Source organism: Micromonospora sp. NPDC057141, assembly GCF_042670805.1.
Lineage (GTDB): Bacteria > Actinomycetota > Actinomycetes > Mycobacteriales > Micromonosporaceae > Micromonospora.
On the sequence record NZ_JBHUVA010000025.1, the window covers coordinates 46726 to 67385 of the forward strand.

Consider the following 20660-nt stretch of genomic DNA (forward strand, 5'->3'; position numbering starts at 1 on the left):
CTTTTCGTCGTCTGCGCGAGGTAAGTTCATCGGAGACGATCGTGGAGGAGGCAGCAATGGCCACTCGTGACAGCGGCGGGCAGTCGCAGTCGGGCAAGGCCCGGCAGGGCGAGGAGATCGAGGACGTCACCACCGAGGCGAACCCGGAGGTCGCCGAGCGGCACGCCGAGATCACCGAGGACGTCGACGACCTGCTCGACGAGATCGACTCCGTCCTGGAGGAGAACGCAGAAGAGTTCGTGAGGGGATATGTCCAGAAGGGGGGAGAGTAGGGTAAATGTCCGATCTGCCCGCTCGGTCGGGATGTGTCATGCCAGTCGACGCCGGAGGGCTGTGCAGTGAGCCTTGGCGGGATTGGCTCTTGCGCAACTGCTGATGCGGTAGCGGCTCGCCTCGCCGGGCTCGATGATGTGCGCCGGTGAGGGCTGGTGGCCGACGGGCAAGAAGGTAGGGTGTGGACGTGAAGATCGTCGTACAGGTTCGGCTGTACCCGGACGCCGTTCAGGAGGCGGCGCTTTCGGCGACTCTGAAGTTGTGCAACGACGGCGCGAACCTCGCCTCGGCTGAGGCGTTCCGGCGGCGGATTCACGCAAAGCGGGAGCTCCAGCGACTCACCTATGGGCACCTGAAGGACCTCGGCCTGTCGGCTCGGCCAGCGATCCTCGTCGCTCGCAAGGTTGCCGGCGCTTACGCCTCTTTGGCGGGCCAGGTTCGAGCCGGCCGCCTTGGCAAGCCCGGATCGAGGCGTCGCGTCCAGAAAGAGTCGAAGCCGATCCACTTCCGGCCTGACGCCGCGCAGCCGTTTGATGATCGCTGCTTGTCCTGGCAGCTTGCTGACCGTACCGTGTCCATCTGGTCCGTCGGTGGCCGTCTGACGCGAATTCTCTTCGGCTGCTCGCCGCAGCAGCACGCGATGCTCGCGGCCCACCGGCGCGGCGAGCCGGACCTCGTGCGGCGTGACGGCAAGTGGTTTCTGTACGCCACCTGCGACATCGGCGATGCCGAGGTGAAAGAACCCGACGGGTTCCTCGGCGTCGACCTGGGTATCGCGAACATCGCCACTCTCAACAACGGAACTCGGCACTGCGGGAAGGGATTGAACCGGGTTAGGCACCGTAACCAGCGCCTTCGGGCCAAACTGCAGCGGATCGGCACCAGGTCCGCAAAGCGCTTGCTGAAGACTCGCAGACGTAAGGAGTCTCGGTTCGCCGCCGACGCCAACCATTGCATTGCCAAGCGGATTGTGACCGAGGCCGAACGCACCGGCCGTGGGATTGCCCTGGAAGACCTCACCGGCATCCGCGACCGGGTACGGCTCCGCCGGCCCCAGCGGGTCACTCTGCATTCCTGGGCGTTCCACCAGCTTGGCCGGTTGATCGCCTACAAGGCGGCGCGGGCCGGGATTGCCGTCGTCCACATTGACCCGGCATACACCTCGCAGGGCTGCTCCGCCTGCGGGCACGTCGCGAGGGCCAACCGCCCCAACCAGTCCACCTTCCGGTGCGCGTCGTGCGGCTTCGCTGAGCACGCCGACGTGAACGCAGCCTGCAACATCGCCGCTCGTGGTGTCGCGGGCTGGGCAGCTGCCAGCCTGCCGAACGCGGCGTGACCCCGTGCAACCAGTACGGCATCCACAGCCGCAAGCTCGCCCCTTCGGGGTGGAGAAGCTGACCTGCAATGGTGGTCCTGGCCACTTCTGCGACAATCCTGCGAAGCTGGCCAAGACGATCAATTACCTGAGAGGAACCACGTGGCAGCGGGCTTTGATCCATCCGGGCGTCTACCAGATGCGTTCACCAACGCGGGGACGTCGTCCTTCACGTCTTTCCTGAGCAGGGTGGCCCCCGAGATGCTGCCCGGTCGTCGGCCGCTGCCGCCCGGCATGGCCGCCGACCTGGCGCCGCACGCGACCACCATCGTGGCCATCTCGGCCGCCGGTGGCGTGGTGATGGCCGGCGACCGGCGGGCCACCATGGGCAACCTGATCGCCCAGCGGGACATCGAGAAGGTGCACCCGGCCGACGCGTACTCGCTGGTCGGCATCGCGGGCACCGCGGGCATCGGCATCGAGCTGATGCGACTGTTCCAGGTGGAGCTGGAGCACTACGAGAAGATCGAGGGCGCGATGCTCTCGCTCGACGGCAAGGCCAACCGGCTGGCGTCGATGATCCGGGGCAACCTGGGCGCGGCCATGCAGGGCCTCGCGGTGATCCCGTTGTTCGCCGGGTTCGATCTGGCCGCCGCCGACCCGGCGAAGGCCGGGCGGATCTTCAGCTTCGACGTCACCGGCGGCCCCTACGGGGAGACCGGCTACGACGCGATCGGCTCCGGTTCGATCTTCGCCCGGTCGGCGTTGAAGAAGCGGTTCCGCGCGGGCCTGTCGATCGACGACGCGGTGCGGCTCGCGGTCGAGGCGCTCTACGACGCGGCCGACGACGACACGGCCACCGGTGGCCCGGACCTGATCCGCCGGATCTACCCGGTGGTGATGACCGCGACGGCGGAGGGCACCCATCGGCTCACCGACGCCGAGACGGCCGCGATCGCCGAGGCCGTGGTCGCCGGCCGGATGGAGAACCCGGGCGGCTGAGTCCCGCCTCCACCCCAGTCAGCAGTCGTCGTCAGCACAGCGCCCAAAGGAGAACCGCCGCCGTGGCCATGCAGTTCTACGCCTCGCCCGAGCAGATCATGCGCGACCGCTCCGAGCTGGCCCGCAAGGGCATCGCCCGGGGCCGCAGCGCGGTGGTCCTGAGCTACTCCGGCGGGGTGCTCTTCGTCGCGGAGAACCTCTCCAGCACCCTGCACAAGGTCAGCGAGATCTACGACCGGATCGGCTTCGCCGCCGTGGGCCGGTACAACGAGTTCGAGAATCTGCGTCGCGCCGGGGTCCGGATGGCCGACCTCAACGGCCTGAGCTACGACCGGCGGGACGTGACGGGTCTGGCGTTGGCCAACGCGTACGCGCAGACCCTCGGCGCCATCTTCACCGAGCAGTCGAAGCCGTTCGAGGTGGAGATCTGCGTGGCGGAGGTGGGCGCGACGCCGGAGGCCGACGCGCTCTACCGGTTGACCTACGACGGTTCGGTCAACGACGAGCCGGGCCGGATGGCGATGGGCGGGCAGGCCGAGGCGATCTCCGGCGTGCTCAAGTCGCAGCACCGGCCGGACATGTCGTTGGGCGAGGCGGTCCGGGTGGCCGTGGCGGCGCTGGGCAGCGTCGGCGGTGAGGGCGGGGCAGCGCGGACGATCGCTGCCCACCAGCTGGAGGTGGCGGTCCTGGATCGCCGCCGGAGGGGCCGGACGTTCCGGCGCATCACCGGGGCGGCCCTGACCGCGCTGCTGGACGCCGAGGCGGAGGAGCCGAAGGAGCCGGCAGCGACCGAGGAGCGGCCGGAGACCCCTGCGACGCCGACGCAGGAGGCCGGGAAGCCGACGACGTCGGCCGGCTCGGCGGATCTGGAGGGGCAGCAGGAGTCCGACACGCCCGGGGCGTGACTTGCGACGATGGTGATCACCTGGCCGGCCACCCCGTGTGGGGTGGCCGGTTGTGTGTGTCCGGATGGTCAGCCCTGCCCATTCGGGGCCGGAGAGGACTAATGTCGCCTCATGGAGCGGCGAATCTTCGGCCTTGAGACCGAGTACGGCGTCACCTGTACCTACCGTGGGCAGCGGCGGCTGTCTCCCGACGAGGTTGCGCGGTATCTGTTCCGTCGGGTGGTGTCGTGGGGCCGGTCGAGCAACGTGTTCCTGCGCAACGGCGCCCGGCTCTACCTGGACGTGGGTTCCCACCCGGAGTACGCGACGCCCGAGTGCGACTCGGTGGTGGACCTGGTGGCCCACGACCGGGCAGGGGAGCGGATCCTGGAGGGGCTGCTCGTCGATGCGGAGAAGCGGCTGCACGACGAGGGCATCGCGGGTGAGATCTACCTGTTCAAGAACAACACCGACTCGGCCGGGAACTCGTACGGCTGCCACGAGAACTATCTGGTCTCCCGGCACGGTGAGTTCGGCCGGCTGGCGGACGTGCTGATTCCGTTCCTGGTGACCCGGCAGTTGATCTGCGGGGCGGGCAAGGTGCTGCAGACGCCCCGGGGGGCGGTCTACTGCCTGTCGCAGCGGGCGGAGCACATCTGGGAGGGGGTGTCGTCGGCGACGACCCGGAGCCGGCCGATCATCAACACCCGGGACGAGCCGCACGCGGACGCGGAGCGGTACCGGCGGCTGCACGTCATCGTGGGTGACTCGAACATGAACGAGGTCACCACGCTGCTGAAGGTCGGTTCGGCGGACATCGTGCTGCGGATGATCGAGGCGGGGGTGGTGATGCGGGACCTGTCGCTGGAGAACCCGATCCGGGCGATCCGCGAGGTGTCGCACGACATCACCGGCCGGCGGAAGGTGCGGTTGGCCTCCGGCAAGGAGGTCAGCGCGCTGGAGATCCAGCAGGAATACCTGGCGAAGGCGACGGAGTTCGTGGAGCGCCGGGGCGGGGACCAGACGGCCAAGCGGGTGGTGGAGCTGTGGGGTCGGGTGCTGAGCGCGGTGGAGAGCGGTGACCTGGAGCCGGTGTCTCGGGAGATCGACTGGGTGTCGAAGCTGCGGCTGATCGAGCGGTACCAGCGCAAGCACGACCTGCCGTTGTCGCATCCCCGGGTGGCGCAGATGGACCTGGCGTACCACGACCTGCGGCGCGGGCGGGGCCTGTACGGGCTACTGGAGCGGCGCGGGGAGGTGGACCGGGTGGCGACCGATCCGGAGATCTTCGAGGCGAAGGAGACGCCGCCGCAGACGACGCGGGCGCGGCTGCGGGGCGAGTTCATCCGGCACGCGCAGGAGAAGCGGCGCGACTTCACGGTGGACTGGGTGCACCTGAAGCTCAACGACCAGGCGCAGCGCACCGTGTTGTGCAAGGACCCGTTCCGGGCGTACGACGAGCGGGTGGAGCGGTTGATCGCCAGCATGTGATCCGGTGGGCCCCTCGCACTGCGCTGGTCGCGGCGGGAGGGGGCCGTCCGGGTACGCTGGCGCTGCCATGACGATGTCTGAACCTCCGGGGCGCGAGCGCGGCGCCGAGAAGCTGAACTGGATCGACCGCCGCCGGGAGAAGATCCGCGCGGAGGTGGAGCGGAACCGGCGCGGCGAGTACACGGTGCCGACGTGGGTGCTGGCCGTCGCGCTGGTGGTGATCGTCGGCGGTTGGCTGGCGTTGATCTTCCTGGCCTGACGGGCTGCCGCCGCATGCGGGAGCTGCTGCGGGTGGGCGGGCGTGCCGTCGACCTGGCCCCGCCGCGCGGCCGGGCCGCAGCCGGGGCGGACCCGGCTCAGCGGGCCAGGGCAGCGGCGTGCCGGCCGGCGGCTGCGGCGGCGAGGAAGTAGGCGTGGTCGGCGTCGAGGCCGCGGCCCATGGTGGACAGCGCCACGGGGCTGGCGCGCAGCGCGGCGTCGAGCCCGTCGGTGGGCACCCGGACGAGGCGGTGCCGCCCGGCGAGGGGGGCGAGCGCGGCGTCGACGTCGCGGGCCAGGGCGGGGGGCAGGCCCTCGGGCACGACGAGGTCGGCGGGGGCGAGCGCGACGCGACCGTACGCGGTGAGGCTGTGGTGGGACACTCCCCGGTGCCGGGGGCGGGGGTCGGCGTCGGAGATGCGCAGTGAGCCGACGGCGTGCCCGCCGAGGGCGGCGACGGCGTTGACGGCTTCGCCGACGGCGACGCCGGAGTAGCCCCACCGGGTGCCGGTGCCGAGGTTGCCAGGCCCTTGGGCGCAGATCACCACGTCGGCGGCGAGCACGTGCCGGGCGGCGAGCAGGCCGCTGTGCACGGTGGTGGCTTCCAGGTCGCCGCCGAAGGCCTGCCCGACGCTGACGGTGCCGGCGAGCCGGCCGCGCAGCCCGTCGAGGGCGCGGGAGAACCAGGCGGGCAGCGCGCCGCCGTCGGTGAGCAGGTATGCGACGCGGGCGTCGGGGGCGTCGGCGTGGATGCCGGCGAGGATCGCGGGCAGGGCGGAGTGCAGGTCGGCGGTGACGACGGGCAGGCCGGAGACATCCTCGGCGGCGGCGAGCACCTCGCGGTGGGGGCTGGCGTCCTCGTCGACGCCGAGCAGGATCGGTTGCAGGGGCGTGTAGCGGGCCTTGACGAGGTGTCCGGCGTCGCGGGTGTCGGCGGCCTGTGGCGGGTCGGGCGGCAGTCGGTCGGGCAGGGCCACGATGAGCGCGTATCCGCCAGTGCCGAGGCCCATGAGCAGCGCCCCGGCGTTGAGCAGCACCCGGTCGCCGGGTGCGGGGCGGCCGACGAGTTCCGGGTAGGCCAGGGCCCGCATGGTCGTGCCGTCGGCGAGTGTGACGTCAAGCTCCATCGCGCCGGTCCACTCCCGCCGCAGCGCCGTCACGGTTCCCGCCCGCCATCGCACCATGCGGTGCACGCTAGCGGTTGCCGGGGGCGGGGCGCGGTGGCGGGGTCAGCGTGGCGGCTCGCCCTGGACGTGTCAGGTGCGCCGGCCCCGACGACGGTGCCCACGCTTTCGGTCTTGACGGCCGCTTCGGGCCCGGGGTCACCCCGTGGCCGTGATCCGGCCGCCGCCCACCACGGCCCGCCGCGGTGGGCTTCTGATGACTCAGGGTGACTGTTGAGGCGATGCCGCGACGCGCCCGGATTGGGTGCACGTGCGCGCCGCGCGGGCTGCTAGCGTGCACACGTGTCGCGGACCCGCACCGAACGCCTGGTCAACCTGGTGATCTGCCTGCTGTCGACGCGACGGTTCCTGACCGCCGCGCAGATCGCCGCGACCGTGCCCGGTTACGAGCACGATCCGGACGACGCGAAGGATCACGAAGCGTTCCAGCGTAAGTTCGAGCGGGACAAGGCCGAGCTGCGTGAGCTGGGGGTGCCGCTGGAGACGGGGACGGCGAGCATCTTCGACTCCGAGCCGGGCTACCGGATCGCCCACCGGGAGTACGCGCTGCCGGACATTCCGCTGGAGCCGGACGAGGCCGCGGCGGTCGGCATCGCCGCCCGGCTGTGGCAGCACGCCGGGCTGGCGGCCGCCGCGTCGTCGGGGCTGGCGAAGCTGCGCGCCGCCGGGGTGGACGTGGACCCGCAGGCCACCCTGGGCCTGGAGCCGATGGTGACGGTCGATCCGGCGTTCGCGCCGTTGACGGCCGCGGCTCGGGACCGCCGCGAGGTGAGCTTCGACTACCGGGTGCCCGACCGCGACGAGCCGACCCGCCGCCGCGTCCAGCCGTGGGGCGTGGTCTGCTGGCGGGGCCGGTGGTATGTGGTGGGTCACGACCTGGACCGGGCGGCGACCCGCTGCTTCCGGCTGTCGCGGGTGGTGGGCGCGGTCCGGGTGACCGGTGCCCCGGGCGGCTACGAGCCGCCGCCGGGGCTGGATCTGATCAGCCATGTGGCGCGCTGGTCAGGGCCGGTGGAGCGCACGGGCCGGGCCACGGTTCTGGTCCGTCCGGGCCGCGCGGCGGGGCTGCGCCGCTGGGCGGTGGACAGCGGGCCCGGGCCCGCGGGGGACCGGCTGGTCCTGCCGTACGCCGACGCGGAGTTCCTGGCCGGCCAGTTGGTCGGGTACGGCCCGGACGTGCGGGTGCTCGACCCGCCGGAGGTGCGCGAGGCGGTCATCCAGCGGCTCAAGGAGATCGCCGCCCGGCACGACGAGCTGACCGTGACCGGAGGTGCCCGATGACCCGCCCGGCGGCCCAGCCCGCTGCCCGTTCGACCGGCCCGCGCGCCACGGGTGCCCGCGCCGGCGGCAACCGGGCGTCGGCCGACCGGTTGGCCCGGCTGCTCAACCTGGTGCCCTACCTGTTGGCCCGGCCGGGGATCGAGATCGCCGAGGCGGCCGGCGACCTGGGGGTGACCGAGCGGCAGCTGCGGGAGGATCTGGAGCTGCTGTGGGTGTGCGGGCTGCCCGGTTACGGCCCGGGTGACCTGATCGACATGGCGTTCGACGGTGACCGGGTGACGATCACCTACGACGCGGGGATCGACCGGCCGCTGCGGTTGACCCCCGACGAGGCGCTGGCGCTGGTGGTGGCGCTGCGGATGCTCGCCGAGACGCCGGGGGTGGCCAACCGGGAGGCGGTGGAGCGGGCTCTCGCGAAGATCGAGAACGCGGCGGGCGACCTGGTCGGGGCCCCGGTCGAGGTGCGCCTGCAGGCGGACGGCCGGCGGGTGGAGCAGCTGCGGGCCGCCGTGGGGCTGGGGCGGGCGCTGCGGATCACCTACTACACGGCGGCCCGGGACGAGACGACCGATCGGGTCATCGACCCGCTGCGGATGCTGATGGTGGGCGGCCGGGCGTACGTGGAGGCGTGGTGTCGCCGCGCGGAGGAGGTCCGGTTGTTCCGGGCCGACCGGATCGACGCGGTCGTCGAGCTGGACGAGCCGGCGGTGGTGCCGCCGCAGGCCCGCCCGCACGACCTCACCGAGGGGGTGTTCCGCCCCTCGCCGGACCTGCCGTTGATCACGTTGCGGATCGGTCGGGGCGAGCGGTGGATCACGGAATACTACCCGTGCGAGCGGGTCGAGCGCGGCGACGGCGACCAGTGGCTGGTGTCGCTGCGGGTGACCGACCTGGGCTGGGCCCGCCGGTTCGTGCTGGGACTGGGCCCGGGCGTGGCCGTGGTCGCCCCGGCGGAGCTGGCGGAGCAGGTCCGCGCCCAGGCGGTCGCCGCGCTGGAGGCGTACGCCAGCCCCGACTGCGTGCCGTCGGGCGACCCGGCGGGGTCCGCGTCGCACCGGTAGGCTGACCGCCGTGGTGACGTGGATCGTGGTCGCGGTGGTGCTGTTCGCGTTCGTGGTGCTGGCGCTGGCCGTGCGGCCGGTGCTGGCCCGGCTGCCCCGGCTGCGGCGGGCGTCGGTGGCGTTGCAGGGCCGCCAGGCGGAGACGGAGGCGCTGCGGGTGTCGGCCGAGGCGTTGCAGGAGCGCGCGGAGGCGCTCCAGGGGCAGGTGGAGCTCACCCAGCGCCGTCTCGACGTGATCAAGGCCAAGCGCGGCCACTAGATCGACCCGGGCCGCTGCGGCGTGCGCCCGGCGGCCCGCGCGCGGCGGGTACGCGCAGGTGGGATCCGGGTTCGGGTGGTTGACGGGACGCGCGGAGTTGGTCAACACTTCACCGGCCGGTCGAAACCACCAGCGTCCGGCGGGTGGCAATGGCCCTCGACGGACGTACGATGGGCTCCGGTAACACCCGACGACGACACAGAGCGACTGGAGCTTCCCATGGGTGCCCTCAAGCCGTGGCACATCGCCGTACTCGTGGTCGTGATGATCCTGCTCTTCGGCGCCAAGCGGCTTCCCGACGCGGCCCGCTCGCTGGGCCGTTCGCTGCGGATCATCAAGGCCGAGACGAAGAGCCTGCACGACGACGACCGCGACCTGGCCGAGAAGGCTGACGCCCAGGCCGGCCACCAGCCGCTGCCGCCGAACGCCGCGGCGCCGCAGCAGTCGTACGCGCAGCAGCCCTACGCGCAGCCGCAGCCGTACGCCCCGCCGCAGGCTCCGCAGCAGCCGGTCATCGACCCGGTGCAGCGCGTCCGCGAACACTGACCGAAGGGCCCGACCACCGTGGCCTTCGCCCTCCGTAAACGCGGCCCGAGCAAGTTCGAGCAGGCCGCCGACGGCTCCATGACGCTCATGGACCACATCCGCGAGCTGCGCACCCGGCTGTTCCGGGCGTCGCTGGCGATCATGGTCGGCCTGATCGGCGGCTTCCTGCTGGCCGATCCGGTGTTCCAGCTGTTGAAGCAGCCCTACTGCCGATTGCCTGATGCCACCGACGCGCTCGGCGAGTGCCAGCAGTTCCTCCAGCTCTCCCCGGCGGACGGCTTCATCCTCAAGCTGAAGCTGGCGCTGTGGATCGGCCTGATCATCGGCGCGCCCGTCTGGCTCTACCAGCTGTGGGCGTTCATCGCCCCCGGCCTGCACCGGCACGAGCGCAAGTGGGCGTACGTCTTCGTCTCCATCGCCGCGCCGCTGTTCGCCGCCGGTGCGCTGCTGGCGTACCTGGTGGTGGACAAGGGCCTGGCGTTCCTGATGGAGTCGGGCGTCACGGGCCTGTCCACCCAGCTGGAGGTCACCCGGTACATCAGCTTCGTCACCAACATGATCCTGCTGTTCGGGGTGGCGTTCGAGTTCCCGCTGATCCTGCTGATGCTCAACTTCACCGGGGTGGCCAGCGCGAAGCGGCTGCTCAGCTGGTGGCGGGTGGTGATCTTCATTTCGTTCGCCTTCGCCGCGATCGCCACGCCCGACCCGGGGCCGTTCGGCATGACCCTGCTGGCGGCGGCGCTGTGCCTGCTCTACTTCGTCGCCGTGGGTGTCGCGTTCCTCAATGACAAGCGGCGCGGGCGGGGCAAGGAGATCTACGCGGGGATCGCCGACGACGAGGTGTCGCCGCTGGAGCTCAACGACGACCGGGTGCCGCCCAGCCAGCGGATCGAGGCCTCGGCCCCGATCGGGGCACCGGAGCCGGTGGCCGCGCCGACGCCGATCGACCGCCGCTACGACGACATGACCTGACGACGCGGCGACAAGGCACAAGGCCCGCCCCGAGAAGTTCGGGGCGGGCCTTCGTCGTGCCTGGGGTGCGGTCCGTCGGGCCGGCAGCGGTGTCGTGGGGGCCGCCGTCAGGCGAGCAGGACCTGGCCGTCGCGGACCGACACCGCGACCGGCGGCAGCGGCGAGCCGGCCGGCCCGCCGCGCACCGACCCGTCGGCGATGTCGAACTTGCTGTTGTGGCAGCCGCAGACGATGGTGCCGTCGGCGACGCGGGTGACGGTGCAGCCGGCGTGGGTGCAGGTGGCGGAGTACGCCTTGACGGTCTCCTGCGTCGGCCGGGTCAGCACCACGCCCCGGTCGGCGAGGATCCGGCCACCGCCGACGGGCAGGTCGGCCACGGCGGCCAGCGCCGCCACCTGTCCACCGGCGGGGGCGTCGGCAGTGGCCTCGGCGTCGGCGTCGGCCGGGTCGCCGCTGCCGGCGGGCTCGGCCACCGGGTCCCCGCTGGCCGGCGCGCCGCCGCTGGCCGGGTCGGCCGCCGGGGCGGCGACGGGCTGCCCGTACGTCTGGCAGCCGGTCAGCAGGGCGGTGACGCCAGCCGCGCCGGTGGCGCACAGGACGGCCCGCCGGGACGGGCAGGGCCGGTGCTCCTCGGTCATCGCGCTGCTCTCCTCGCTGCGGTCGGTGCCGACCTGCGGCCTGCTGTCGGTGCCGACGAACGGCGCGCGGTCGGCACCGCGGGGTGGCCTGCGGTCGGTGCCGCCGGGCGGCGTCACCGGGTGATCCCGAAGGTGGTGAAATACCACAGCGACGAGGTCAGCCAGATCGCCGTGAGGGCGACGAAGACCGCCCCGCCGAACACCGGCAGGACCCAGCCGGCCAGCCCCGGCTTCGGCAGGGCCAGCATCTTCGTGGTGAACACGCCGAAGAAGAAGCAGCCGAACAGGGAGTGGGCCATGGTCCGCAGGTCGTAGGCGGCGAAGCCGAGCGCGTACAGGCAGTGCACGGCCACGGGCACGGCGAGCAGGAACGCGACCCGGCCGGACCAGCGGTGGGCGATGCCCGCCCAGGACGGGCGGAAGCTGCCGAGCCGGCCCCACATCGACATCGCCGACAGCACCTGCACGATGGCGAGCGCCATCGCGCCGCTGCCCAGCCACACCTTGACCTGCATCGGGCCGGTGAAGCCGGCGACGTTGACGGCGATGCCGGTGGGCTGATGCAGTTTGGCGTAGACGCCGGTGGCGACGGCGACCGCCGCGCCGGCGAGCACCGGCAGCAGCAGCGAGGCCGTCCGGGCCGGCTCGGTCTCGGCGGCGAGCCGCGCCGCGAACGCGGCGGGATCGGGCAGCACCCGCAGGCCCCGATCGTCGTCGGTGCCGGGGTCCCGGTCGTCGCGCGGCCGGTCGGCGTCCGGCCCGCCGTCGCGGCCGGCGCGCCAGGTGTCGACCTCGGGCCGGGCCCGCTTGCGGCCGGCGTCCCACCGGTCGCCACCCGGGCGGGCACCCGTCCCGGTGCCCCACACGTCGACGTCGGGCCCGGCGTCCGGGCCGGCATCCCACGCTCCGGCCCGGGGCGTGTCGCCGGTGTCGCGGCCTGGCCAGCCGGCGCGGGGCGCGTCGCCGGCGTCGCCGATCCACCCGCCGGCCCGTGGGCCGTCGTCGTTCCCGCCGTCCCAGGCGCCGGCCCGGGGCGCGCTGTCCGCGTCGCCGCCCCACACGTCGACCTCCGGCGGGGTGTCCCAGTCGACGCGCGGCGGGGCCTTCGTGCCGCTGTCCCAGGTGTCGCCAGCCGGGGCGACGTCCGTGCCGGCGCGCCAGTCGCCGCTGGTCACCGGCGGGGCCCCGGTTCGGGGATCACCGGCCGGGCGGTGACGGTCAGCCCTTCGACGATCGTCGTGCCGAACGCGGGGTCCAGGGGCGGCGCCGGCATCGGCCGGCCGTTCCAGGTGAGCACGCCGATCTGGGTGCCGTCGGGCCGCAGGATCCAGCCGCCGTCGACCCCGGCGTCCCGCAGCTGCGGGGTCGCCCGGTAGACCACGGGGGCGGTTCCCGCCGTGGCCTTCGCGGTGAACGTGGTCGTGTCGCCGCCGATGGCCAGCTTGCCGGTGGCCTCGGAGCCGTCGAACGTCCCGGTGAGCGTGGCGTCCTTGCCGTCGAGTTCGAGCTTGCCGTCGGTGGCCGTGCCGCGCAGCCACAGCTCCATGTCCTTGCCGTCGCACACGTACGCCTCGGCGGCGCCGTCGCGGGAGGTGATGGCGATGGTGGCGCCGTTGTTCAGGCGGCCGGTCCAGCTTGCGTCCACCTTCTGTTCGGGCGTGCCGGCGGCGGGGACGTCCGTCGCGCCGGGGGCCGCCGCCGGGGGCGCCGACGCACCCGGGGACAGCTCTGGCGGGCGGCTCGCGGATGGCGCCTCCGGCGCGTCGGCGGGCGCCGCGGTGCTGGCCGGGGGTGCGGCTTCCACCTTCGGCGGTGCGGCCGCCGGCGCCGCCTGTGCGCTCATCGCGAACAGCACGGCCGCCATCCCGGCTCCGGTCACCAGCGTCAGCAGCGGGGTCAAGCGCTTCATGGGGCAGCTCCCTTCACCGAACCGTACGGGGCCGGCCTGCCGGTCGTTCAACGCAGCGGCAGATTGCTTCCTGACGATTCCCCGCGACGCTGGTCGAGGGCGGCCGATGCTTTCCCCAAGCGGCGTCGGCGGCCCGGGCGGCTGGCGGGTCCACGGCGGGCGGGTGGGCGGTACCGTGCTCGCCGTGACCGCAGCCGACCACCCCGCCCCCGGGCCGCGGCCCGACGGTCCCGTCGCCGTGCTCGCCAACCCGACGGCCGGGCGCGGGCGGCACCGTGGCCTGCTGCCGCGCCTGCTGGACCGGCTCGCGACGGCCGGCCGGCCGGTGCGGCTGCTGGAGGCGGGCACGGGCGCGCAGGCCGAGGCGGCGTGCCGGGCCGCCGTCGCCGACGGGGCCGCCGCCCTGGTCACCGTCGGCGGCGACGGCACGGTGCACCGGGGCCTGCAGGCGGTGGCCGGCACGGGCGTGCCGTTCGGGCCGGTGCCCGCCGGCACCGGCAACGACTTCGCCGCCGACACCGGCTTCCCGGGCGACCCGCTCGCCGCCGTGGAGACCGTCGCCGCCGCGCTGCGCGAGGGCCGGAGCCGGCCGGTGGACCTGGCCCGGATGACCGGCCCCGACGGCGCCACCCGGTGGTACGGGGCGGTGCTCGCCGCCGGCTTCGACGCGATCGTCAACGAGCGGGCCAACCGGATGCGCCGCCCGCGCGGCCCCCGCCGCTACGATCTGGCGATCCTGCTGGAGCTGGCCCGGCTGCGCCCGCGCCGCTACACCCTGCGGCTGGACGGCGAGCCGCTGGAGTGCGACGCGGTGCTGGTGGCGGTCGGCAACTGCGCCAGCTACGGCGGCGGCATGCGGGTCTGCCCCGACGCGGACCCGACGGACGGTCTGCTGGACGTGGTGGTCGGCGGCCGGTTCGACCGGCGCACTCTGATCCGGGTGAAGCCGCGCATCTACCGGGGCACCCACGTGCGGCATCCGCTGGTGAGCAGCCACCGGGCCCGCACGGTGGAGCTGACCGCCGAGGGGATCACCACGTACGCCGACGGGGAGCGCTGCCTCGACCTGCCGGTGACGGTGACCGCCGTGCCGGGCGCGGTGCGCCTGCTGCGCTGAACGGGCGCGGGCGCGGGGCAGGCCGGGGCCGGACTGGCTACCAGCGGTTGCGGGCCTCCTCGGCCCAGCCGACCAGCCCGTCGAGGTCGACCCGCTCGCCGTCGTCGGCGGCCGCCCAGCCGGTGAAGTGCCCGAAGCACTGGTGCGTCTCGCTGGCCACCACGCCGAGGTTGGTGCGGGCGGCCCGCTCGTGGAACGGGTGGAACGCCACGTCGACCCGGTCGCCGGTGATCCGCCACGGGCGCAGCCAGTCGGACCGGTCGTACGTCCAGCGCAGCTCGTCGCCGATCTTGTGCAGCCGGCCGGCGACGAACAGCCCGTTCTCGGTGCTGCCGGTGCCGTCGGTCCACGTCCCGCCGAGCTGGATCGACCGGCCCGGCCCGCTGCCCGCCGCCCAGTTCCAGGCGACCGAGTACGGCCACCGTCCCCGGCCGTGGTCGAGCACGGCGAACGAGTCCTCGGCGTGGACATCGTGCCACACTCCGCCGAGGCGGAGCCGGCCGTGCACCGGCCGGCCGACGTCCTTGACCGTGTACTGGAACCGCCGCTCGCCCCACGGCACGACCACCCCGAGCGATTCGTGGCCGGCGGGCAGCGGCATGGCCAGGTCGACCTCGACGTCGCCGGCGGCGGCCCGCAGGGTGGTGCCGTCGGGGCGCTGGTCGATGGCGACGGTCACCGGGCTGCGCGCGGTGACCGGGCCCGCGCCGCTGCGCTCGGGCAGCGCCACCCCGCGCGCCAGCGGCACCACCGCCTCGGTGTTCACCTCGACGCCGGTGGCCCGGTCGAGCACGTAGAGGCTGTGTACGCCGGCGTAGTCCAGCGACGACACGACGACGCCGATCACGTGGGCGGGGGTGACGACGCCCCAGTACTCCCAGCGTTTGGTCCGCCCCCAGCCCCGCAGGTTCGCCCGGTGCAGGGGGCGGCGGGTCCAGCCGACCGCCGCCGGGTTCAGCCGACCGTCCGGCAGGCAGAGATCGACGGGGGCGGTGATCTCGCGCTCGTGCGTCATGACGGGAGGTTACCCGCCGGTACGCGGGGGTGGCGGCGCGGTCTCGCCGCCCCCGCCGCCGGAGCCGGTCAGTGGATCGGGTTCCAGCCGTCCGAGCCGGCCAGGTACTGCCGGGCCGTGTAGGTGGGCGCCTGCGCGTCGGTCAGCTGCGGTCGGTCCGCGGTGACCGTCGCCCCGGGCCCGCTGTTGTGGTACTCGAAGAACCGGGCGTCCTTCCACGAGAACCCGGACATGTCGGTCCACGGGGAGTCCTTGACGTGCGCCCCGAGGACGCTGTCGCGGAACACGACCTGACCGATCGCGTTGACGTCGCCGCTGGGGTGCCACGGCCGGCCGAGGTGCACGCTCTGGGCGGCGGCCGAGTCGGTGGTCAGGGTGCACCCGGTGAACAGGAAGCCGTACGGGTTGCTGATCATCGTGGACGGCGCGGTGACGTACCCGTTGTTGCTCGACGACCCGCGGCTGAGGGACTTGATCTCGCAGCGGTCGAAGACGCCGGTGCCCCGGCCGAAGATGAAGTCGACGTCGCCCTCGACGTAGCAGTTGCGGAAGTACGCGCGGCCGACCGTGCTGCTGTTGGCGCTGTTGTGGTAAAGCGTGTCCTGGTTGCCGAGGAACCGGACGTTGTCGAAGACCAGCCGGTCGGCGCGGGTGAGCACCGCGACGGCCTGCTCGGCGCTGTAGTCGTGGGCCGCCTCGTCGAAGCTGTTGGCGAAGGTCAGGTGCCGGGCGGTGAAGTCACTGCCGTCGATGGTCACCGAGGCGCTGCCCGAGGTGCCGTACGTGCCGCCGTCCGGCTTCGGGGTGCCCGAGGCGTTGTCGTAGGTGATCACCACGTCGCGGGCGTCGCCGGTGGAGCCGACGAAGGTGAGGTGCGGTTTGTCGGCGGGGATGGCGATCAACTCCCGGTAGGTGCCGGGTTTGATGACGATGGTGCGCGGGGTGGTGTTGCCGGCGGGCACCGCGTTCACCGCCGCCTGCACGCTGGTGAAGGCGCCGCTGCCGTCCCTGGCGACGACCACCGTGTCGCCGGACGGCGGGGTGCCGCTGGTCGCCGTCACGTCGTCGTACCGCGCGGTGGCGTAACGGGTCTGCACCCCGATCCGGCCGGTGGCGATGCCGCCGGTGCCCGAGCCGACCTGGACGCCGTCGACCCACCCGCGCACGGTGGAGCCGGTGGCCTCGATGCGCAGCGTGTACCAGGTGCCGGTCGCGACGGTCCGCGACAGCGTGCCCAGGGTGGTCGCCGCGCCACTGCGCACCGCCTCCAGCCTGACCTGGTTGCCGGGTAGCAGGGCGAGCCGGTAGTAGGTGGTCGCGCCGGAGGCCCGGGCGAGCAGGGCCACGGCCCCGTCGGCCGGCAGGGTCAGGGCCTTGACCCGGGCCTGCACGGTGTAGTCGGTCCAGGTCGACGTGCCGGCGAACAGGCGGGCGTTGTCGGTGCTGGCCTTGGCCTGTTGCAGGGCCGGGCTGTCGTCGGCGACCACGGACCAGGTGCCGCCGGACTTGGACCAGCCGGCGGTGTCGCCGTCGGTGAAGTCGTCGCTGAACAGCGTGGCGGCGTACGCGGACTGGGCGCCGCCGAGCTGGGTCAGGCCGAGCAGGACGGTGGTGAGGGCGGCGGTGGCGACGGCGAGCAGGGACCGTCGGCGGCTTCTGCGCATGGTGGAGGAACCTCCGTGGGCGGGTGGGGAGGCCGGTGAGTGCGATGTGAAAGCGCTTTCCTGGCGCACCGTAACCTTCGCGGTCATGCCTGTCAATGAATGTCGGGCGCGCTCGTTCCGCCTTCCGTCAGGGCCCCGTCGGCGCGCCTGTGCCGGGCGGCCCTGGCAGCGCGGATCCGTGGCTATGTCACCCTGGGCCGGCGCGTGCCACTCCAAAGCGGTCAGGGTCCGGTCGGCGCCGCTTTCCGTCATCAGTCGATTGCGGCAATCACGACGGTTCCGCGTGCAGCGGGCCCGCCGATCGCTACTCTTCCATCCATCGAAGTTCGTCCGGATGTCAGGTGGTGCGACGTGGGGGAGGCCGGCCGTGAGGAGCTCCTCCGGTTCGTCGAGGAGCTGCGGCGGTTGCGACAGCTGGCCGGCGGGCCGTCGCTGAACATGCTGGTCGCCGCCGCGCAGGACCGACAGCCGCTGGCCCGGTCCACCCTCAGCGACAAGCTCAACGCCAAGTCGTTGCCCGACTGGGACTTCGTCGTCGCGTACGTCGGCGCCTGCGTCGCCCACGCCGAGCGGACCGGCGTCCGGTTGCCGCCGGAGGCGACCGACCTGGCCCGCTGGGACGCCGCGCACTGGCGGTTGCTGCGGGCGGCCGACGCCGCGCGGCCCGGGGAACGGCTCGGCGCGGCGGCCCGGGCCGAGCTGGGCCGGGCCGCGGCGGCCGAGCGGACGGTGGACCCCACCGCGCGACGCCGCCCGGTGGCGGGGGAGTGGGTGATGCCCCGGCAGCTTCCGCCGGCGGCGCGGCACTTCGTGGGGCGGACGGCTCAGCTCGCCGCCCTGGCCGATCTGTCGGCCGACCCGGTCGCGCCGGGGACGGTGCTGATCTCGGCGATCGGCGGGACGGCCGGGGTCGGCAAGACCTCCCTGGCCCTGCACTGGGCGCACCAGGTGGCGGGCCGCTACCCGGACGGGCAGCTCTACGTCAACCTGCGCGGATTCGACCCGGATGCGCCGATGGGCCCGGCCGAGGCGCTGGGCGGCTTCCTGGAGGCGCTGGCGGTGCCGCCGGCCCGGATCCCGGCCGGGCTCGACGCGCAGGCGGCGCTCTTCCGCAGCCTGCTGGCGGACCGGCGGATGCTCCTGTTGCTGGACAACGCCCGCGACGCCGAGCAGGTCAGGCCGCTGCTGCCCGGCGCGCCGGGCAGCCTGGTGGTGGTGACCAGCCGGCACCAGCTCCCGGGCCTGGTGGCCGTGGAGGGTGCCCACCCCCTCGCCCTGGGGCTGCTGTCCCCGGCGGAGGCCCGCGAGCTGTTGTCCCGGCGACTCGGAGTGCAGCGGGTGGCCCGCGAGCCGGCCGCGGTGCGGCGGATCGTGGCCGCGTCGTCGGGTCTGCCGCTCGCGCTGGCCGTCGTGGCCGCGCGGGCCGCCACCCACCCGGAGTTTCCCCTGGCCCGGCTCGCCGACGAGCTGGACGACACGCGGGGCGGCCTCGACGGGTTCTGCGCCGGAGAGACCGACACCGACGTCCGGGCGGTCCTGTCCTGGTCCTACCGCCGCCTGGACCCGGCGGCGGCGAGACTGTTCCGGCTGCTCGGGCTGCACCCCGGCCCGGATCTCTCCGGTGCCGCCGCGGCCAGCCTCGTGGCGGTCACCGAGGCCGAGGCGCGTCGGCCGCTGGCGGCCCTCACCCGGGCGAACCTGCTCACCGAGCATGCCCCGGGCCGGTACGCCCTGCACGACCTGCTGCGCGCCTACGCGGTCGAGCTGACCCAAGCCGTCGACGACGAGGCCGAACGCCGCGCCGCGTTGGGCCGGATGGTCGCGCACTACCTGCGCACCGCGCACGCCGCGGACCTGTTGCTGCACCGGCACCGTGACCCCATCGACCTGCCGGCGGCGTGCCCCGGCGTGGTGACGCCGGACCTGCGCGACAAGGCGGCGGCGTGGACGTGGCTCGCCGCCGAGCACCGCACCCTGCTCGCCGCGATCGCCCTGGCCGCGCGCAGCGGCTTCGGCACCCACGCCTGGCAGCTCGCGTGGAGCATCAACACCTACCTCGACCGGCTGGGCGCCTGGCAGGACCAGGCCACCGCGCAGCGGCTGGCGCTGCGCGCGGCCGTCGAGGTGGGCGACCGCAACGGCCAGGCCCTGGCCCATCGCAACCGCGCCGTGGCGTGCCTGCGGCTGGGCGAGTACGACGACGCCCGCGCGCACCTGGAACAGGCCCTCAGCCTGCACGACGCGCTCGTCGACCACGTCGGGTGCGCCCGTACCCACCTCAACCTCGGCATCCTGGCCGAACGGCAGGGGCTCCACCAGCGGGCCCTGGCGCACGCCCAGCGAGCCTTCGACCTGTTCGAGGCCGCTGGTCACGGCTCCGGTCAGGCCAACGCGCTCAACAACATCGGCTGGTACCACATCCAACTCGGCGACCACCGGCGTGCGCTCGACTGCTGCCGGCAGGCCCTCGTCCTGCAGCAGCGCACCGGCAACCGCTACTGGGAGGCACACACCTGGGACAGCCTCGGCTGCGCCCACCACCACCTCGGCGACCTGGCGGAGGCCGTCGACTGTTACGAACGCGCGCTCACGCTCTGGCGGGAGGCCGGCGAACGCTACTTCGAGGCCGCCACGCTGACGCACCTCGGCGACACCCGGCACGCCGCCGGTGCCCCGGGCTCCGCCCGCGCAGCCTGGGGCCGGGCGCTCGACATCCTCGATCAGCTCGATCATCCCGACGCCGAACACGTCCGGGCCAAGCTCGACCCTGACACCGGCGGCGTCCGCTGACCCGACGTCGCTCGTTCGCGCGAGCGGGGACCGGCGCGACGAGACGGGCTTCCGTAGGGCGCCCTCCGCCGGGTCGGCCTGCCCTCCTGTGGCTCCTAGGGAGCTGCCCCGTTTGTGCTACCGGCGCGCGCAGGGGTGCCGCGGTGCGGGGTGCAGCGCGCGCAGGGGTGCCGCGGTGCGGGGTGCAGCGCGCGCAGGGTGCGGGGTGCGGGGTGCGGGGTGGGAGCGTAGACGGGGCAGCTCCCTAGGAGCCGAAGGGCATGTCCCTGGTGAGGCGGAGCCGCCAGCAGCGGTCAGGTCGTCGCGCGGGTCCCGTCGCACCGGTGTCGTCCATGCGCCGGCATCGATCATCAGCGCCGGACACCCCGCGACATTGCCGAGGTCCTGCGGCGTGTACCGCGACGGTGCGAACGGCCTCGCCCCGCCCGGCGCGACCGTCGCCGCAGCCTGGCAGTCCGCCCTGCCCGGAGTCGTCTTCGTCGGCACTGACGGCGGGCTGAACTCCGTGTGGCGCACCACCGCCGGCACCTGGACGACGGTGCTGGCCGGGCCGGCCGGCGTGGCGGCGGCGGGCGGCGGGGTCGCCGCGACCTCCACTGCGGGCATGGAGGCGTACTACGCCGGGCTGGACGGGCGGCTCTGGCAGGTGAGGTTCGCAAGCGGCGGGTTGCCCGACCCGTGGGCGCCGACGGCCGTCTCGGGGGCGGGCCTGGTGCCGGCCGGCGCGCGCCTCGCGGCGGCGCGGTTCGTCAACGGCCCGTCGAGCGTGTTCCTCGCCGGTGCCGATGGCTCGATCCGGGTGGTCACCGACAGACCGGCAGCTGGGTGGAGTCGGCGACCACGCCGCCCGGGGTGGCCCGGCCGGGCAGCCCGCTGGCCCTCGCCGCCGCCTCCGCCCCCGCCGTGGTACGGCGACACGTTCACCCTTCCGACGGTCAACCCGATCCAGTACGCCACCGAGGTCGCCGTCACCCTCTACCGGTAGTGAAGCGAACCGTAAG

At 73.7% G+C, this 20660-nt stretch carries 20 protein-coding genes; 14 read left to right on the plus strand and 6 right to left on the minus strand.

Annotated features, from left to right (window positions below; translation table 11 throughout):
- Positions 1–56 precede the first annotated feature (56 nt).
- From ACFT41_RS15775 to ACFT41_RS15800, 6 genes are all read left to right on the plus strand, one after another.
- The gene (locus ACFT41_RS15775) at positions 57–272 is read left to right on the plus strand and encodes a ubiquitin-like protein Pup (protein ID WP_036375672.1); all 216 of its coding nucleotides are present in this window, start codon (positions 57–59) and stop codon (positions 270–272) included.
- Positions 273–460: 188 nt separating this feature from the next.
- Positions 461–1609 (plus strand): RNA-guided endonuclease InsQ/TnpB family protein, encoded by a 1149-nt coding sequence (locus ACFT41_RS15780; RefSeq protein ID WP_377584472.1) that lies wholly within the window; start codon positions 461–463, stop codon positions 1607–1609.
- Between the two features lie 141 nt (positions 1610–1750).
- A complete protein-coding gene (gene prcB, locus ACFT41_RS15785) occupies positions 1751–2590 on the plus strand; it encodes a proteasome subunit beta (RefSeq protein WP_377584470.1) in 840 nt (279 codons plus the stop codon).
- Between the two features lie 62 nt (positions 2591–2652).
- A complete protein-coding gene (gene prcA / locus ACFT41_RS15790) occupies positions 2653–3495 on the plus strand; it encodes a proteasome subunit alpha (RefSeq protein WP_377584468.1) in 843 nt (280 codons plus the stop codon).
- A gap of 111 nt (positions 3496–3606) precedes the next feature.
- Positions 3607–4965: a Pup--protein ligase gene (gene pafA, locus ACFT41_RS15795; protein WP_377584465.1), complete on the plus strand. Its 1359-nt coding sequence runs from the start codon at positions 3607–3609 to the stop codon at positions 4963–4965.
- A gap of 67 nt (positions 4966–5032) precedes the next feature.
- Positions 5033–5224, plus strand: a complete 192-nt coding sequence (locus ACFT41_RS15800) for a hypothetical protein (RefSeq protein WP_377584462.1) — start codon at positions 5033–5035, stop codon at positions 5222–5224.
- Positions 5225–5321: 97 nt separating this feature from the next.
- On the opposite strand, the gene ACFT41_RS15805 is transcribed toward ACFT41_RS15800, so the two are convergent.
- On the minus strand, positions 5322–6407 hold the full coding sequence (locus tag ACFT41_RS15805; protein WP_377584459.1) for a DUF3866 family protein: 1086 nt from the start codon (positions 6405–6407) through the stop codon (positions 5322–5324).
- 282 nt (positions 6408–6689) lie between these two features.
- On the opposite strand from ACFT41_RS15805, the gene ACFT41_RS15810 reads away from it, so the two are divergent.
- The 5 genes from ACFT41_RS15810 (at position 6690) to tatC (ending at position 10526) form a co-directional block, all read left to right on the plus strand.
- Positions 6690–7688 (plus strand): helix-turn-helix transcriptional regulator, encoded by a 999-nt coding sequence (locus ACFT41_RS15810; protein WP_377584456.1) that lies wholly within the window; start codon positions 6690–6692, stop codon positions 7686–7688.
- Positions 7685–8749 carry a helix-turn-helix transcriptional regulator gene (locus ACFT41_RS15815; protein WP_377584453.1) on the plus strand — a complete coding sequence of 355 codons (1065 nt, stop codon included), beginning with the start codon at positions 7685–7687 and terminating at the stop codon, positions 8747–8749. Before ACFT41_RS15810 ends, ACFT41_RS15815 begins: the two co-directional genes overlap by 4 nt.
- Positions 8750–8759: 10 nt before the next feature.
- Positions 8760–9008 carry a hypothetical protein gene (locus ACFT41_RS15820; RefSeq protein WP_377584451.1) on the plus strand — a complete coding sequence of 83 codons (249 nt, stop codon included), beginning with the start codon at positions 8760–8762 and terminating at the stop codon, positions 9006–9008.
- Positions 9009–9227: 219 nt separating this feature from the next.
- On the plus strand, positions 9228–9554 hold the full coding sequence (gene tatA / locus ACFT41_RS15825; protein WP_377584448.1) for a Sec-independent protein translocase subunit TatA: 327 nt from the start codon (positions 9228–9230) through the stop codon (positions 9552–9554).
- 18 nt (positions 9555–9572) lie between these two features.
- A complete protein-coding gene (gene tatC / locus ACFT41_RS15830) occupies positions 9573–10526 on the plus strand; it encodes a twin-arginine translocase subunit TatC (protein WP_377584445.1) in 954 nt (317 codons plus the stop codon).
- Between the two features lie 107 nt (positions 10527–10633).
- Here tatC and ACFT41_RS15835 read toward each other — a convergent pair whose 3' ends face one another.
- The 3 genes from ACFT41_RS15835 to ACFT41_RS15845 all read right to left on the minus strand — a co-directional run bounded on the left by ACFT41_RS15835 (position 10634) and on the right by ACFT41_RS15845 (position 13073).
- On the minus strand, positions 10634–11281 hold the full coding sequence (locus ACFT41_RS15835; RefSeq protein WP_377584443.1) for a Rieske (2Fe-2S) protein: 648 nt from the start codon (positions 11279–11281) through the stop codon (positions 10634–10636).
- On the minus strand, positions 11278–11790 hold the full coding sequence (locus ACFT41_RS15840; protein ID WP_377584571.1) for a DUF6529 family protein: 513 nt from the start codon (positions 11788–11790) through the stop codon (positions 11278–11280). The genes ACFT41_RS15835 and ACFT41_RS15840 overlap by 4 nt, the downstream gene beginning before the upstream one ends.
- 545 nt (positions 11791–12335) lie before the next feature.
- On the minus strand, positions 12336–13073 hold the full coding sequence (locus ACFT41_RS15845) for a hypothetical protein (protein WP_377584440.1): 738 nt from the start codon (positions 13071–13073) through the stop codon (positions 12336–12338).
- A gap of 175 nt (positions 13074–13248) precedes the next feature.
- Here ACFT41_RS15845 and ACFT41_RS15850 point away from each other — a divergent pair, with 175 nt between their 5' ends.
- On the plus strand, positions 13249–14190 hold the full coding sequence (locus ACFT41_RS15850; RefSeq protein ID WP_377584569.1) for a diacylglycerol kinase family protein: 942 nt from the start codon (positions 13249–13251) through the stop codon (positions 14188–14190).
- A gap of 37 nt (positions 14191–14227) precedes the next feature.
- On the opposite strand, the gene ACFT41_RS15855 is transcribed toward ACFT41_RS15850, so the two are convergent.
- Together ACFT41_RS15855 and ACFT41_RS15860 are read right to left on the minus strand one after the other, a co-directional pair.
- The gene (locus ACFT41_RS15855; RefSeq protein WP_377584437.1) at positions 14228–15205 is read right to left on the minus strand and encodes a DUF2804 domain-containing protein; all 978 of its coding nucleotides are present in this window, start codon (positions 15203–15205) and stop codon (positions 14228–14230) included.
- Between the two features lie 68 nt (positions 15206–15273).
- Positions 15274–16869, minus strand: a complete 1596-nt coding sequence (locus tag ACFT41_RS15860) for a pectinesterase family protein (RefSeq protein ID WP_377584435.1) — start codon at positions 16867–16869, stop codon at positions 15274–15276.
- 351 nt (positions 16870–17220) lie between these two features.
- Between ACFT41_RS15860 and ACFT41_RS15865 the strand changes: the two genes are divergently transcribed.
- Complete coding sequence (locus ACFT41_RS15865) at positions 17221–19659, plus strand: ATP-binding protein (protein ID WP_377584432.1); 2439 nt, start codon at positions 17221–17223, stop codon at positions 19657–19659.
- A gap of 391 nt (positions 19660–20050) precedes the next feature.
- Positions 20051–20644 carry a hypothetical protein gene (locus ACFT41_RS15870; RefSeq protein WP_377584429.1) on the plus strand — a complete coding sequence of 198 codons (594 nt, stop codon included), beginning with the start codon at positions 20051–20053 and terminating at the stop codon, positions 20642–20644.
- The last annotated feature ends 16 nt before the right edge of the window (positions 20645–20660 follow it).